Source organism: Pontibacter toksunensis, assembly GCF_042686245.1.
GTDB classification, from domain to species: Bacteria; Bacteroidota; Bacteroidia; order Cytophagales; family Hymenobacteraceae; genus Pontibacter; species Pontibacter toksunensis.
Window position 1 is genome coordinate 315,922 of sequence record NZ_JBHUOX010000002.1, and the last position, 15,213, is coordinate 331,134.

The 15,213-nt window shown below is 46.0% G+C and carries 11 protein-coding genes; 8 read left to right on the plus strand and 3 right to left on the minus strand.

All coding sequences use genetic code 11. The features are described 5' to 3' along the window. Positions 1-234: 234 nt before the first annotated feature. Positions 235-702 (plus strand): MaoC family dehydratase, encoded by a 468-nt coding sequence (locus tag ACFS7Z_RS04175; protein WP_377481372.1) that lies wholly within the window; start codon positions 235-237, stop codon positions 700-702. A 29-nt stretch (positions 703-731) separates the two neighbouring features. Here the strand turns inward: ACFS7Z_RS04175 and ACFS7Z_RS04180 are convergent, their stop codons facing one another. Together ACFS7Z_RS04180 and ACFS7Z_RS04185 are read right to left on the minus strand one after the other, a co-directional pair. Further along, a complete protein-coding gene (locus ACFS7Z_RS04180) occupies positions 732-1,481 on the minus strand; it encodes a Mut7-C RNAse domain-containing protein (protein ID WP_377481375.1) in 750 nt (249 codons plus the stop codon). A 213-nt stretch (positions 1,482-1,694) separates the two neighbouring features. Further along, the gene (locus ACFS7Z_RS04185; RefSeq protein WP_377481377.1) at positions 1,695-1,997 is read right to left on the minus strand and encodes a Dabb family protein; all 303 of its coding nucleotides are present in this window, start codon (positions 1,995-1,997) and stop codon (positions 1,695-1,697) included. Positions 1,998-3,415: 1,418 nt separating this feature from the next. On the opposite strand from ACFS7Z_RS04185, the gene ACFS7Z_RS04190 reads away from it, so the two are divergent. The 7 genes from ACFS7Z_RS04190 to xseB all read left to right on the plus strand — a co-directional run bounded on the left by ACFS7Z_RS04190 (position 3,416) and on the right by xseB (position 12,723). Then, entirely contained in the window at positions 3,416-6,778 is a 3,363-nt protein-coding gene (locus ACFS7Z_RS04190; RefSeq protein ID WP_377481379.1) for a PKD domain-containing protein, read from the plus strand. A gap of 325 nt (positions 6,779-7,103) precedes the next feature. Continuing rightward, complete coding sequence (locus tag ACFS7Z_RS04195; RefSeq protein ID WP_377481381.1) at positions 7,104-7,592, plus strand: hypothetical protein; 489 nt, start codon at positions 7,104-7,106, stop codon at positions 7,590-7,592. Between the two features lie 215 nt (positions 7,593-7,807). Continuing rightward, positions 7,808-9,115 (plus strand): NCS2 family permease, encoded by a 1,308-nt coding sequence (locus tag ACFS7Z_RS04200; RefSeq protein ID WP_377481384.1) that lies wholly within the window; start codon positions 7,808-7,810, stop codon positions 9,113-9,115. A gap of 236 nt (positions 9,116-9,351) precedes the next feature. Next, entirely contained in the window at positions 9,352-10,029 is a 678-nt protein-coding gene (locus ACFS7Z_RS04205; RefSeq protein WP_377481387.1) for a hypothetical protein, read from the plus strand. Between the two features lie 145 nt (positions 10,030-10,174). Next, positions 10,175-10,726, plus strand: a complete 552-nt coding sequence (locus ACFS7Z_RS04210) for a GNAT family N-acetyltransferase (protein WP_377481390.1) — start codon at positions 10,175-10,177, stop codon at positions 10,724-10,726. Positions 10,727-10,892: 166 nt separating this feature from the next. Beyond that, the gene (gene xseA / locus ACFS7Z_RS04215; RefSeq protein ID WP_377481393.1) at positions 10,893-12,455 is read left to right on the plus strand and encodes an exodeoxyribonuclease VII large subunit; all 1,563 of its coding nucleotides are present in this window, start codon (positions 10,893-10,895) and stop codon (positions 12,453-12,455) included. Beyond that, entirely contained in the window at positions 12,445-12,723 is a 279-nt protein-coding gene (gene xseB, locus ACFS7Z_RS04220; protein WP_377481396.1) for an exodeoxyribonuclease VII small subunit, read from the plus strand. Before xseA ends, xseB begins: the two co-directional genes overlap by 11 nt. A gap of 123 nt (positions 12,724-12,846) precedes the next feature. Here xseB and ACFS7Z_RS04225 read toward each other — a convergent pair whose 3' ends face one another. Next, positions 12,847-15,063 carry a bifunctional alpha,alpha-trehalose-phosphate synthase (UDP-forming)/trehalose-phosphatase gene (locus ACFS7Z_RS04225; RefSeq protein ID WP_377481399.1) on the minus strand — a complete coding sequence of 739 codons (2,217 nt, stop codon included), beginning with the start codon at positions 15,061-15,063 and terminating at the stop codon, positions 12,847-12,849. Between the last annotated feature and the right edge of the window lie 150 nt (positions 15,064-15,213).

Genomic DNA, 15,213 nt, shown 5'->3' on the forward strand with positions numbered 1-15,213 from the left:
GCAGTATACTCAGATAGCAAGTTACTAATTTCTGTCGTGGCTTATTACGTGTATAAACAGTTTTAGCGTAAAGCGGTTCACTTGAGGGTGAAAAATGAGGCGCGGAGAGCTTAACATGCAACCTATTTATGAAATTACACTATATTAGCCAGAGTAAATGCTATGCAACTGCTTTTATGCTGTTGCCAGCAAACCCGAACTTCCAGAGCCCCAAACAATCAAAAAACTGAATTCATGAGCAAAGTAACTATCAGTAACCTGAAAGAGCTTGAGCAATACGAAGGAACTGAAATGGGTGTATCAGAGTACCACACCATCACGCAGGAGCAAATAAACAAATTTGCGGATGCTACACTGGACCATCAGTGGATACACCTCGACGCGGAACGAGCCAAAACAGAATCGCCTTTTAAAACCACGATAGCACACGGCTACCTGACGGTGTCGCTCCTGCCTTATCTCTGGCATCAGATTGCAACGATTGAGAACCTGAAGATGCAGGTGAACTACGAGATAGAAAGCCTGCGCTTTAACCAGGCCGTTACTGTAGACAGTCAGGTGCGCCTGCGGGCAAAGCTGCTTTCGGTAAAAGATCTAAGGGGAATTGCAAAAGCACGGTTAGAAGTAACCATGGAGATTGAAGGCAGCAAAAAGCCAGCTTTCACTGGCATCATCACCTTCCTGTATCATTTTGATTCTTAACCTGCATTTTCCCAAAAAGCCAATTCAGATTATTTTGAAGAAAGTGACTGCTTTTGAATAAACTGCTGCATCCGCTCATAATGTGAACCTTTCCAGTAAATGCGTTTACAGCTGTCGCACTGGTAGAACTGGTTAAAGTATTGCCTGGTCTGAGCAGGCAATTGCTCTAGTACAATTTCTTTTGGCACTTCGTAGATACGACCGTTGCATGCCAGGCACCGGGTAAAAGGCTTGAACTTCTCCCTCAGTTTAAAGAAATTCACCACTTCTGACAGTTGCTCTTCGAGGTACTGGGAACGAAGCCAATAACCCCAGCGGATGTTTTTGTGCTTTAGTAAACCGACATCCCGGGTGAGCACTATGCGCTCTTCCGCTTCAGCTATCTGCGCAATGGCTTTATCAGAGTAGTCGTTCTCATAACAAGTGTCGAATCCCAGCATTCGTACGGCTCTTGCCAGTTTACCAAGATGCACATCTAAAACGAATCGGTTAGGAGCCGGGTGCTTTGCCTGCAAAGAATATCCGACGGGCCAATCTTTATCGGCATCAGCCGGATACACGGCCACCTTGTCATCAGCATGTAAAGGATGAGAAAAATCAACGGGTTGGTTGTTGATCAGAATCACATCTACTTCCGGGTGGGGAACACCAATAGCTTCAATGGCATCTTTCACGGCTGGAGTACCCGAAAATCTGTACAACAGCTTATTGTCTCTCCCTGAAAGGGCTGGAAAATCGTTCAGACTGCCAAAGAACTCAATTGTTGCTGTCGCATCCATAGTATAAACAGTAGTGTAGACGCTACGTTTTTCTTACGGATAAAGGCTAATCTGTTTCTGAAAAGAAAATCTGCGTTAGCTAAATAGTCACCTGCTTTTCTCCTGCTATCATTGTAAAAACGTAAGCCGCGCTATAGGATAGTGCGGCTTACGTTTGACTTCGTTGATTCTATTTATAGTTTGCTTCTATTTATGATATCAGAAAACGCTGAATCAGGCATCAACCGCATCATAAACAATAACTTTCGACCAAAGGGAAGAGCATTCTTCCACAAATTTCTTATGTATAGGATGCACCTGATAGTTTACCTGATCTTCCAGGTTGTCAAATATCAGCAGCCACGAAAGAGCATATCCTCTTTCAATCACGTCTCTGTTGGTAGTGGCTGGTACGCCAATATGTAGAGTACGAACTCCTTCTATGGCCTTCATCTTTTCCAGCCCTTCGAGTAGTTTACTTTTATCTTCTTCTGAATCAGCATTCTTTAGCCAGAAAAATACGTGGTGTACGAACATAGTTTTAAGTTTAAATTGTTTTTGAGTTCAATAGATAGGCTTAAATAGCAAACCTCTATATCTGAAAATTAGCAGTTATACGGGCGATTACCAAATGGATGCACTTTTTCTTGATAGTTCTCAACTGGGTGGTAGGCTTTATCTTAATATTTTATTTAATGCTCAACATGCTATTAAGCCAACACTTCTATTGTAGATGACTTCCTATCCTTATTTTCTGTTCTGCATGCCTTTCCCACATAAAGTTATCCAACTATAAAAGGCCTCATCAAACAACCTATATAAGCCCTTAATCAGCATTTGGGTCTTGTGCATTACAATGTAGAATAGATTATAGCCTATGCTGCTCACCTCTGTAATTCTACAGGAAGCTTCTACTAACATTAAGCTAAACAAAACACCCCCGAAAGGTGTCACTAATTCATCCTGTTACAACACCTACATGAAGCCTAAGACTGAAGATGAGGTTGGGGGTGGAAAAACAAAAAAGCGAAATAATCAACAAGTAATGAATCTGTCAACTTACATGTAGAGAGGTTGATATAACACTTTGCTCCCTTGATGTTCTGATAGTTGCAGGAAGAATGCAGCGAAATTTTGTGCAATTTCTGCGCTGACGAAATGTTTGGCAACATTAATCAATAGACTGCTCGGCACAATCAATTAATACCGATAATTTAAGTCAAGGTTGATTTAAACCTGCTTGCTTCAAGAAGCGAAAAGAGCAAGTAACTATACTTCTAACACAAGTACAAAAAGTTGGCAAATACTATAGATACAAGCACTTTGTAAGGCAATCTTTGCGATACCTCTAATAATAAAGTGTTCACTCATCAATCTCCCTTCAAAAGAAAATTGATAGTATTAGAAATATCAATATTGCAGTTTATTAAAATTAGGTATATTAGCATACAAACATCATATAAAGCAATATAATCCTATATAATCTGTTATTAGGCCCATAATAACAACATTCATATTTATAACATTCTGGGGAAACCTTCTACAAATTGATGAAAAATTCCCCACAATTGCTCGTATTCGATATTCATCATTAGGCCCTTGAATAAAATTATATATTGATATATAAGCGGTTACAAAAAGTTGCCTTTCCTGGCACAAATTTTCTTACTGAACCGCAAGAACTTTATCAAAAAGGAATAATGTCAACAACTGATGTAGTTGTAATTGCAGGAATACCCTTCCAAGTGACTTTTAAAAACGACAGTTTCAGATAAAAGTTTTGATACACTTTTCAATATTATGTTCATAAGCCTAAATGATTCTTTCTGTTTCAAGCAGCGCTCACATAAGATTACAAACCAACTTGCCGTCTGCTCTGATTGTACTATTTAAAAAACACTGATACCCACATCGACTTTAAAAACCTGTTTTACTTAAATTTTAATTTTTCATCTATGCACATTTCTACCAGATTATTTTTTGTACTATTCATATGGTTTGGCTGTATTTCTCAACTTCAGGCACAATCTAAATCTAAAGTTAGTTTAGGTAAAGCATCAGAAATTAAAGCAGCCTTTGAGGCTAAGGCGAAGGAAAAACATGCAAAAGGCACTCATGCCAAAATAAGCCAGGAGGTGCCGGGCAAACCTTCGCTAGTACTTAACTTAAAGTCCGATAAGAAAGAGGGACTGGCAAGTTTATTTTTCGGTGAGGTAGACAATGTGAAGAATAGCAATTTCCATCTAAAAGTAGAGGGGAAAGATGTTTCAGGGTCTATTATCCTTAGAGACCAGAAGAAATACTACAGATATTCCTCTACCGCAGATGGCTCAGTTTTTCTTGTAGAGGAAGATATCGATGATATTCTTTGTGTTGGGTTTTTGGAAAGCACTGATGATCAAAGTGTCACCTCAGGTCAAATTAGTGCAGCTGCTGTCGCTGTACCTTCTCTAGAGAGTTTACCTGGTGCTGAAGCAGTTGTGTTTTTGGATTTTGACGGCCAGACTGTGGAGAATACTTTATGGAACTCCAACTTTAACGGTGGTAATCCTATTGTAGCTGCCCCTTCTGATATGACTTTGGAGAAGATGGTGGAGGCATGGAAAATGATGAGTGAAGACTACCGCCCTTTTGCCATAAATGTAACAACAAGCGAAGCAGTGTTTAAAAACGCCCCTGCTAATCGCAGAATGAGAGTAATTTTCACTCCAACGAACTACTTTCTTCCAGGAGCCGGTGGTGTGGCCTATGTTGGTTCCTTCACATGGGGAGGTACATCTCTTGGCGAAACACCCTGCTGGGTATGGAGCACCTATGGAAGTAGTGCTGGTATGGCAGGGGCACATGAAGTTGGACATACTTTGCACTTGAGCCATGATGGGAGAACGTCTCCCTCTGAGGAATACTACCTCGGACATCAATCATGGGCCCCTATAATGGGAGCAGGAGACTATAGATCTATGGTGCAATGGAGTAAAGGAGAGTACTCTTATGCCAGTAACAAAGAGGATGACCTAAGCATTATCACCTCGAGAAATGGGTTCACTTATAGGCAGGATGATCACGGTAATGCAATTAATCTGGCAACTCCTCTTGTTATAGATGGTGGAGGTGCTGTGGCGGCGGCTAAAAATCATGGAGTTATCACAACCCGAACAGATGTAGATGTCTTTTCTTTCAACACAAGTGGCGGTACTGTAGATCTTACCGTGGCACCTTCTGCTATACACCCAAACCTCGACATAGCCCTCACGCTTAGAAACTCTTCTGGCGCAGTCGTGACTACGGCAAGCCCTTCAACGCTTGCAGCCTTATTGAAGCAAACTCTGGCAGCAGGCACTTATTACCTAGAAGTAGATGGGGTTACAGGATCTTCAGGAGCGAATTCAGACTATGCATCGCTTGGTGAATATTCTATAACAGGCACCATACCAGCAGGCGCTATAGCGACAAACGTAAGCCCGGTAGTAAACATTACTTCTCCTGCCAGCGGAACAAATTTCTCGACTCCTGCCTCTATCACTATTTCAGCTTCTGCCTCAGATTCAGACGGCAGCGTGGCCAAAGTGGAGTTCTTTCAAGGTGCCACCAAACTGGGCGAGGATCTGACCAGCCCTTACGCCTATACCTGGAGCGGCGTGGCTGCAGGCAGCTATCAGCTAACAGTTAAAGCCACGGACAATGCGGGGGCTGTCACTACCTCAGCAGCAGTGTCAGTAAGTGTTAGCACAAGCACTTCTATTACCTGTACAGCTTCCGGCACTATTCAGCGCGAGCAGTGGAACAGCGTGTCAGGCAGCAGTGTGGCAGACATTCCGCTGAGCAGTACCCCGAGCAGCACCTCTCAACTTAACCTGTTCGAAGCACCAAGCGGGCTAGGCACCAGCTACGGCGCAAGAGTCAGGGGCTACATCTGCCCTCCTGCCACAGGATACTATACCTTCTTCATCGCAGCAGACGACAATGCAGAGCTGTGGCTGAGCACCACCGACAGTCCGGCTAATAAGGTGAAGATCGCCTCTGTCACCGGCTGGACCAGCTCCCGCCAATGGGACAAGTACTCTTCGCAAAAGTCAGTGTCTATCAGATTGGAGGCTGGGAAGAAATACTATATCGAGGCCCTGCACAAGCAAGGCTGGGGTGGCGATAACCTGGCGGTGGCATGGCAGATGCCGGACGGAAAGATGGAGGCACCTATCGCAGGTAGCAGGCTCTCGCCTTACAGCGGTGGAACTACGACAACGCCTGCCAACCAGGCGCCAACTGCAAACGCGGGACCGGATAAAACTATCACTTCACCTAGTAACAGCGTGATCTTGAGCGGCTCTGGAAGTGACAGTGACGGAAGCATCAGCAGCTACAGTTGGACCAAAGTGAGTGGTCCTTCCGCCACTCTGAGTGGAGCCAGTACAGTAAGCTTAACAGCAAACAACCTGCTGGAGGGAACCTATGTCTTCCGCCTCACGGTGAAGGACAACGGAGGGCTAACTGCCTCTGACGACGCTACCGTGACGGTGCAGTCTACAACCTCCATCACCTGCACAGCCTCCGGCACTATTCAGCGCGAGCAGTGGAACAGCGTGTCGGGCAGCAGCATTTCTGACATTCCGTTAAGCAAAAGCCCAAGCAGCACCAGCCAGCTGAGCCTGTTTGAGGCACCGTCGGGGCTGGGCAGCAACTACGGCGCCAGGGTCAGGGGCTTCATCTGCCCCCCAACAACAGGATACTACACCTTTTTCATCGCAGGTGATGATAATGCGGAGCTGTGGCTGAGCACCACCGACAGCCCTTCCAACAAGGAGAAGATTGCCTCCGTCGCAGGTTGGACCTACTCCCGCCAATGGAACAAGTATTCATCGCAAAAGTCAGCGGCTGTGCGGCTGGAGGCAGGCAAGCGCTACTACATCGAGGCGCTGCACAAGCAGGGATGGGGCGGCGACAACTTGGCGGTGGCATGGCAGATGCCAGATGGTAAATTTGAAGCACCCATTGCAGGCAGCAGACTCTCCCCTTACTTGTCTTCGCAGTCTACCGCTGCCCTGACAAAGTCGGAAATTGAACTGAAGCATGACACTCCTCTGGCCAGTTATTACCCGAACCCATTCCAGGAGGAGATCACTCTCCAACTTCACGGAAATAGTGATGAAAAATTCAGTTTAGAAATGTACGATATTACTGGTAGGGAAGTGTGGCATCTAAAGGATGTACAGGCTAATCAGAAATTAACTATTGGGAAAGATCTTGTAACAGGAGTATACATTTTACATGTAAGTACAGGCAAAGAGGCGAAGCAATTCAGAATAGTTAAAGCCCGCTAAGTATATAAAGCTGCCTTTTCTGGTTACCTTGCTTAGAACCAAGGGCAAAAAAAGCCAACTTATTGAATGTTCGCGCCGCTGCTGATGGGAATTTCGGTAACGGCGCGAATTGCTTTTTCAACACATGTGGTTCGCCATGATAACAGGTGGGCGCTATCAAAAGGGTTTCGAAACCTGTGTTTAGAACATCATCCTTCACTGATATGTTGAATAAGGAATTAACAGAATATGGGAGGCACACCTTCATCTGCAGTTTCCTGATAATCATGTAAAGGTGAAAACGCCAAACAAGAACGTTATAGCTATAGTATCCCCCTTTATAAATATGAAAAATCAGCATTATATCTCACCGACCTTACTCGTAGTTTTCCTAACGTACATTGGCTGCAAAGGAGAAGAAAAACCTGTATCATCTTTTAAGCAAAACACCTCAATTGAGGAGGCAAGAAATGTACAGATAGAGGGGATATGGGTTATAGATAGCTTGACGCTAGCCCCTGTTACTGTGCCCTCTTTTTGTAATCAGATTGGGGCAGGAGCAACATTTGAGTTTACTGAAGACAATAGCCTTAAAGTGTACCCTGAAGATGCTTCCGAACCTTGCGAAACCTTTTCTTATACTGCTCAACAGGGCTTAATTCATCTAAAGAAGGGTGACATGCTTATGTTAGTTGAAGTTGAATCATTAACAGACCAAAATCTAGTGCTAAGATCTAATTCTTTCTTTAGATGGCAAGGAGACCCTGAAGCAGATTCATTAACTCATCAAATTTTATTGGCTGAAGGAACAACTGCTTATCTGAGCAGAAAATAACACTGAACGTGTTCAGAGTTGTTTTTAATGCATACAGCAGAGTTTATAGCAGTAGCCTCAGGTGCTCAGTCAACAATTGTTGCTGAACTAATTAATACCTTATTCACATAGTTTATATTACTTTTAATCATACTAGACTATTTTTGTTACATCTAAAGCATTGAATAAACTGCCATTTGATAGGCTTTTGCCTTTAAAATGTAAATAACGTTAGTATGTTACAGTCATACTTTAAACTGAAGAAGAATAGCACATCCGTACAAACAGAGATCATTGCCGGTGTTTCTTCCTTTCTGGCTACTTCCTATATCATCGTCGTGAACCCCAGCGTACTTAGCCAGGCGGGAATGCCATTTGCAGGGGTACTCACGGCAACAGTCCTGGTGAGCTTCTTCAGCAGCCTGATGATGGGGCTTTACGCCCGGAACCCTATACTGGTGGCGCCTGGTATGGGACTGAATGCCTTTTTCACCTATTCGGCAGTATTGGGACTGGGTATCACCTGGCAGGTGGCATTGGGGGCGGTATTCTGGTCAGGGATTGTTTTCCTGCTGCTTTCAGCCTTCAACATACGCACCCTTATCGTGCGGGCTATTCCGCGACCCTTACGCTTTGCCATAGCGGCTGGCATAGGCCTCTTTATCACGCTGATAGGCTTAGCGAATGCAAAGTTTATTGTTTCTAATCCTGCGACCATATTGGGTATAGGCAACCTTACTCCTGCCCTACTTACTTTTCTGGCAGGACTGCTGCTGACGGCAGTGCTGCTGACAAAGAACGTAAGAGGAGGCATACTGATGGGTATTCTGTTCACGACACTGGCTGCCTACCCCATTGGCCGTTGGTATGGCGGTGGCGAGGACGTAGTGCCACTAGTAAACTTCCAGGGTTTTTTTGCGGCTCCTGACTTTAGCCTGCTACTCCAATTGGATTATGTGAACTCCCTGCAGTGGGCGGTGGTGCCTATTATCTTCGCTTTTGTGTTCACAGATATGTTCGACAGCGTTTCTACGTTTGTAGGTCTGGCCGAAGCAGCCAACCTGCTCGATGAGCATGGCGAACCAAGAAACGTAAAGCGCTCCCTGATGACAGATGCCGTGGCCACTACCCTAGCAGGACTTGTGGGCTCAAGCCCCGGTACGGCTTACATCGAATCAGCTGTAGGCATAGAGGCAGGCGGACGAACGGGACTGACTGCAGTGGTGGGTGCTTTGCTGTTCCTCCCGTTTCTTTTCCTGGCCCCGCTCCTTTCTGTAGTTCCGGCCATCGCCACTGCTCCGGCCCTTGTGCTGGTGGGCGTGTTTATGGTGCGCCCAGTTGTGAAGATTAACTGGAACCAACTGGATGAGGCCATTCCTGCCTTTGTGGCCATGGTACTGATTCCATTCTCCTACTCTATAACCCAGGGTATTATCTGGGGATTCCTCTCCTGGACGGCTCTTAAACTGGCTACCGGCAAGACAAAGGATATCACATTAGCTTTGTTAGTTATCGATGCATTTTGTATTCTTGCCTTACTGTAGCAATCAATAATATAAGTATGAAGCTATACAAGCGCGTTGTTGCAGACCTGGTGGAGGAATTGTTTAGCTGCCTTGAAGATGTTACGGCTACTTCAACAATAAAAACGGCAATCGATTGTTAGTCTTTGTAAGCTTTATTTAAACACAGATAGCAAAAACCATTTCCTGACAATACAAGCAGGTTTTTTAATTATGTTTAACCCAGGCGCTGCTCCTGGATCTTTATTGAATTTATTATGAAGGCATTCTTTTTATCTCTTTTCTTTGTGCTATCTGTCTTGGTAGCGAATGCTCAGGGAACATCCAAAGAAGGCGCTGCTGCAACCGATAACTTAGCCAGGCAGTTCAACAACCTGAAGGCCGGTTCTAACTCTTACTCAGAAAACGGCAGAACTTATAAAGTAGTTAATGTTGCCTCGCTTGATGCCTTCTGGAAGAATGTGCAGGAGACCATTGCGGCAAGAGAGCAAAAGCTAAAACAGGCTGGTGTACAAACGGAGCAGGACCTGGTGCAGGCGAAGGACAGTATTGCAGCACAGCAGGAGCAATTACAGGCCTTGAAACAGCAGTATGCTGCCAAGGAGCAGGAGGTACAGCAAAATATACATGATGTGGCTAATCTCTCTGTTTTAGGAATAGACATGGAGAAACAAACCTACGTTATCATGAGTTTTGTGGTGATTATCACGTTGCTCATCCTGCTGGCGATAATCATGCTTCAGTACAAGAGTAGCAAAAGCGTAGCTGATGAGAAGCGGAAAGCATACGACGATGTACACCAGGAGTATGATGACTACAAGAAAGGGGCTCGCGAAAAAGAACTTAAGCTGAAAAGAGAGCTTCAAACAGAGATGAACAGAATAGAAGAGCTTAACCAGCAGATAGCTTCTCTGAAAAAGCAATCTCACGCATAAAGGCAAAATCTTATCTCGACTCAAAGCAATGCCGTTGTTGGACTTTCACCAACAACGGCATTGTTCATTTAAACCCTTCATCCTGACGACCTCCAGGAACACCATGGCCAGGTAAAAAAGAGCAAACGAAACGTAAGAAAACTTCTTGAAAAATACATTTGAGCTTCTCCGCAACCAAAACAGCCAGCATCCTACCGTCTTTGCGCTGCAAAATCTGTATGAGGAATCATTTCCAGCCAAGGAACGCAGACATTTCCAACAGTTGCTGACGCTGCTCTCAGAGCCAGATATGTATTTTTTTGCGGTAGTAGCTGCTAAAGAAGTGCTGGGCTTGTGCATTTACTGGCAGCTGGAGGGCTTTTTTTTTCTGGAGCACCTTGCCATTGAACCCTCCCATCAGGGGTGTGGCATTGGAAGGCAGGTCATGCAGTGGTTACTGGCCCGGACCGGCAAAAAGCTTGTGCTGGAAGTGGAGCGACAGGAAGATGAGCAGAGCATCAAAAGGATTCAGTTTTACCAGAGGCTATTGGGTTTCACCCTTCACAGCGACTTTGACTACCATCAGCCACCTTATCAGAAAGGCGGGCAGCCAGTGCCGCTCTACCTGATGACGGCCGAACCTGTAGCCGAGGCAGCGGAATTAGAGAGGATTGCCAGCCACATCAAACACCGGGTGTATGAGCGATTCTATTCATAGAAGCTACTAAAAGTCAATTTACATACATTGATATCTATATACAAAATCTCTAAGAGCCAGCTTTTTCCTCTTTGCTCTCCGCTGACAAAAGCTTATCTTGTGCTCCAGATTCAGGTAATACAGTTGCCTGGTATACTGACTCAAACAAATACCCACCACACAATACATGGCTCAGTTTTCTATCCGGCAGACGACAGTAAAAGTAGAGCTGCATGCGCCTCTTTCGCTCCACGAGCTGCACCAGCAGATTCGGGAAGAGCTGGAAATAGCGTTCCCGGAAAGCTATTGGGTGGTGGCAGAGGTTGCACAGGTAACACCTGACCGCCGCAAAGGTCACTGTTACCTCACTCTAGTAGACAAAGGAGATGATGCCCGCCAGATGCTGGCGCAGGCGCGGGCTACTATCTGGAGCTCACGGTACCAGATGCTGGGCCGCTACTTTGAAGAGAAAACGGGACAACCGTTGAAAGCAGGATTGAAAATCCTCTTTCAGGCTTCGGTGCGCTTCCATGAGCTGTATGGCCTGAGCCTCGACATCGTAAATATCGACCCGAATTATACCATTGGGGATTTAGCGCGGCAACGACAGGAGACACTGAAGCGGCTAGAGGCAGAAGGACTGATGGAGGCAAATAAAGCCCTGGACCTAGACCTGGTCCCACAACGGCTTGCGGTTATCTCCTCGGCTACAGCAGCAGGGTACCAGGATTTTATTCATCAGCTGCAGCACAACAGCTTTGGCTACACCTTCTATACCACGCTATTTCCGGCTACGGTCCAGGGCAATGAGGCCCCTGCCTCAGTAAAACGTGCGATGTACTTGGCTGGCAAATACAAGGAAAATTTTGATGCAATTGTCATTATTCGTGGTGGCGGTTCACAGACCGACCTAAGCTGCTTTGATGACTATGCCATAGCCGCTGCTATAGGGCACTCTCCCCTCCCGGTGCTGACGGGTATAGGGCATGAGCGGGATGAGAGTATTTCGGACATGGTGGCGCACACACGATTGAAGACGCCAACTGCCGTGGCCAATTTCCTGATAGACCGCTTCCGTTCGGCGGAACAGTACAATGAGAACCTGCTTGACAGCATCCGAATGTTCTCAACACAGCAACTGAAGGTAGCTGACGGGCTGTTGGAACGGGTAAGCATGCGAATTTCAAACCTGACAAAGGAGCTGCTGCAAATCAAAAAGGACAGGTTAGATCTGCTGTCGCGGGGCTTGCTGCTGAAGCCAAAGAATTACCTGGAGGTACAAAAGCACCATATCAGCAACCTCGACAAAGACATCAGCGCCAATACTAAGGACTTGCTGCACGAGCGTAAGACTTATCTGCAGGAACTATCTGTTTGTGTAGAGGGAAAGAGCCAACGCTACCTGCACATGAAAGAGCATGAACTGAATAACCTGGTGCATTGCATTGAAACAGAAGCCAAGGATGGGCTGAAGAAAGAGCAGTTATGGTTCACAAAAAGCAGCGACAAAGTCTTTTTCTGCTCTCAAAAGAAGTTACAAACCGAGAGCCACCGCTTGCGGATACTGGAAATGGGCATTGAGGCTAATAACCCGGAGCGCCTGCTCCTTCGCGGCTATACCCTGACACTAGTGAATGGCAAAATCACAAAAAGTATAAAAGACATCAATAACGGAGACGTGATCGAGACGAAGATGCAGGATGGCACGCTCCATAGTTTAGTTGTAAACATAGACGAAAATGACAAATAAGGATTTAAAAAGTTTGACGTATCGCGAGGCGACGCAGGAGTTGGAAGAAATACTACGCGCTATTGAGAATGACTCCGTAGATGTAGATGAGCTGACGCAGAAAGTGCAGCGCTCATCGCAATTGATTAAACTTTGCAAAGAAAAGTTACGCAGTGCTGAAAAAGCCATAGACCAGGTTTTCAACGAGGAAAACTGTGAGCAGCCTGCCACTAACAAAGCATCCGAAGGTAGAACAAGCGCTGGAACTGGTAATGGTTCTTTGTTTTAACCGCTGATTTTACTCAACTAACTAATAACAAAGGCACACTACCTGTTACTACAAAATAAGAACGCCCCCTGCTATTGTATGTAGCAGGGGGCGTTCTTACTTATGATTTTATTGATTGATTAATCAACCAGTCATCAGGGCACCAGGAGACTGCTGCTGGCTTCTTGTTTGTACCAACCTATCCAGGGTCTGCCGGGCTTCCTCACAGGTATCCACGTGGTACTTCGCTACAGAATAAGAGTTTCCAACTTTAACGGTATAAGCTTCACGCGGCATCGCCTTGAAAATGTCCTCATCACCCCAGTCATCGCCGACAGCTAAGACAAACTTATGCGGGAACTTGCTTAGCCAGTAGCTGGATGCTTTCCCTTTGTTTATTTCCTGTGCTTTTATCTCCACTGCCATCTGTCCGTCGAGCACTTGCAGGTTGCTGTTAGATGCAATAAAATTCAGGTGGTTTACTAACTCACGTGCACGCAGTTCGCCAAGTCCGGTCTCTACGCGGCGGTAGTGCCACACAAGTGAGTACTCTTTCTCTTCTATGAAGGAGGCTGGCGTACGGTCTACGTACAGGTCCAGAATCATCCGGATATCTTTCTTCCAGTCATCGAGCAAGCTTAGCATCGTCTGCCAGCCAGTTCCTCTTTGCTTTATCCAGACGCCGTGCTCTGCAATGATATCAATGTTCAGGTGGCCGATCCAATCCTGCATGGTTGCTTTTTCGCGGCTGCTTACTACTACTACCCTATTCTTCTTATCGCTGCTGAGTCGTTCTAGCAGATCCATCAAATCATCATCCGGGCGGGCCATCAACGGGCGGTTACGGTAATCAACCAAAGCTCCATCATACTCCAGGAAGAAGAGGCGGGAGCTGGCAGAGTCGTAGGCATCGTGCATCTCCTGAATGGTGGCATCGTCGAGGTAAGACGTAGCCAGCGACAGCTGCTTGATTTTTACATAAGACAGACGGTCCATAAACATGCTCACCCAATGGTGTATGTTATAGCGCTGCAGCGACTCCTGCATGTTGCGCATATGGGCAATCTGTTGCTCTTCCGGCATAGTGAGGGCAGTAGCAATGGCTTCTACCATCTGGTTTATATCGTTCGGGTTAATAAGCAGCGCATCAGAAAGCTCTTTAGAGGCTCCTGCCATTTCGCTCAATATCAATACCCCTTTCTGGTCAGATTTACTGGCAATGTATTCTTTACAAACCAGGTTCATACCATCGCGCATCGGCGTTACTAACGCCACATCAGCCATGCGGTAGAAAGCGGACAGCGTTTCGAGTGGGTATGAGCGGTAGAAGTACTGAATTGGGTTCCAGCTGATACGGCTATACTTACCGTTAATGCGGCCCACCAGTTCGTCTACCTCTTCTTTCAATTCCTTGTACTTTTCTACAGCATCCCGGCTAGGCACCACCAGCATGAGCAGGGTTACCTTGGCGTGGAACTCTGGATGCTTCTCCAGGAACAGTTCAAAAGCTTTTAGGCGCTGCGCGATACCTTTCGAATAGTCCAGCCTGTCGATGGACAGTATCACCTTCTCTGCATTCAGGTTGCCACGGTAAATCTGCTCGCGCTTTTGTACCTCTTCAGTAGCTGCCGTACTGCTGTACTTTTCATAGTCGATCCCCATCGGGAAAGAGTCCACCAGCAGCGAGCGGTTGTTAGTGTTGATCCAGCCGTGCATGCTGCCGTACCCTACCAGGCGGTTCACCGAAGAAAGGAAATGGCGCATGTCATCGTAGGTGTGGAAACCAACAAGGTCAGAGCCAAGCATACCCTCCAACAGCTCTTTTCTCCAAGGCAATAATCGAAACACCTCATAAGAAGGGAACGGGATATGCTGAAAGAAGCCGATGGTACTGTTAGGCAGCCTCTCGCGCAACATAGATGGCAAAAGCAGGAGCTGGTAGTCATGAACCCAAATCGTGTCTTCAGGCCCGGCCTGCGCCACTACCGCATCACAGTACTTCTGGTTCACCTGTACATAAGTCTCCCAGAGCTGCTGCTCGTAAATGGCATACTGGCTGAAATAATGGAAGGTAGGCCAAAGCGTTTCATTGCTGAAGCCTTCGTAGAACTCCTTTATCTCTGTCTCCGTCAGAAACACCGGGCTCATGCTCTCCTTCCGGATATCGTCAGCGATGCGCTGCTGTTTCTGGGGGTCTTCTATCACCATACCCGGCCACCCAATCCAAAGGTTATCCCCTTGCTTGTAGATAGAACCAAGGCCTGTCGCCAGACCGCCTTCACTCGTTTTGTAGATTAACTCACCCTCCTTCTCTTGCAGTTTTACAGGAAGCCTGTTCGATACGATGATCAGTTTTGCCATTTGTCAGGTATGTTTAGCAGGCTGTGTCAAACTGCGCTCTGGGTGTATCAGCACAATAAAGTCAGCCTATCTTTTTGCATTTATTTCGTTTAGGTTGGATACAATAACCTAAGTATCCATACGCGTATTAAATGATTTACGTTTAGCTAA

What these genes read in the sequence shown, in the direction of transcription:
- ACFS7Z_RS04175 (WP_377481372.1), top strand. Translation starts at nt 235, where the DNA reads ATGAGCAAAGTAACTATCAGTAACCTGAAAGAGCTTGAGCAATACGAA.
- ACFS7Z_RS04180 (WP_377481375.1), bottom strand. Translation starts at nt 1,481, where the DNA reads ATGGATGCGACAGCAACAATTGAGTTCTTTGGCAGTCTGAACGATTTT.
- ACFS7Z_RS04185 (WP_377481377.1), bottom strand. Translation starts at nt 1,997, where the DNA reads ATGTTCGTACACCACGTATTTTTCTGGCTAAAGAATGCTGATTCAGAA.
- ACFS7Z_RS04190 (WP_377481379.1), top strand. Translation starts at nt 3,416, where the DNA reads ATGCACATTTCTACCAGATTATTTTTTGTACTATTCATATGGTTTGGC.
- ACFS7Z_RS04195 (WP_377481381.1), top strand. Translation starts at nt 7,104, where the DNA reads ATGAAAAATCAGCATTATATCTCACCGACCTTACTCGTAGTTTTCCTA.
- ACFS7Z_RS04200 (WP_377481384.1), top strand. Translation starts at nt 7,808, where the DNA reads ATGTTACAGTCATACTTTAAACTGAAGAAGAATAGCACATCCGTACAA.
- ACFS7Z_RS04205 (WP_377481387.1), top strand. Translation starts at nt 9,352, where the DNA reads ATGAAGGCATTCTTTTTATCTCTTTTCTTTGTGCTATCTGTCTTGGTA.
- xseA (WP_377481393.1), top strand. Translation starts at nt 10,893, where the DNA reads ATGGCTCAGTTTTCTATCCGGCAGACGACAGTAAAAGTAGAGCTGCAT.
- xseB (WP_377481396.1), top strand. Translation starts at nt 12,445, where the DNA reads ATGACAAATAAGGATTTAAAAAGTTTGACGTATCGCGAGGCGACGCAG.
- ACFS7Z_RS04225 (WP_377481399.1), bottom strand. Translation starts at nt 15,063, where the DNA reads ATGGCAAAACTGATCATCGTATCGAACAGGCTTCCTGTAAAACTGCAA.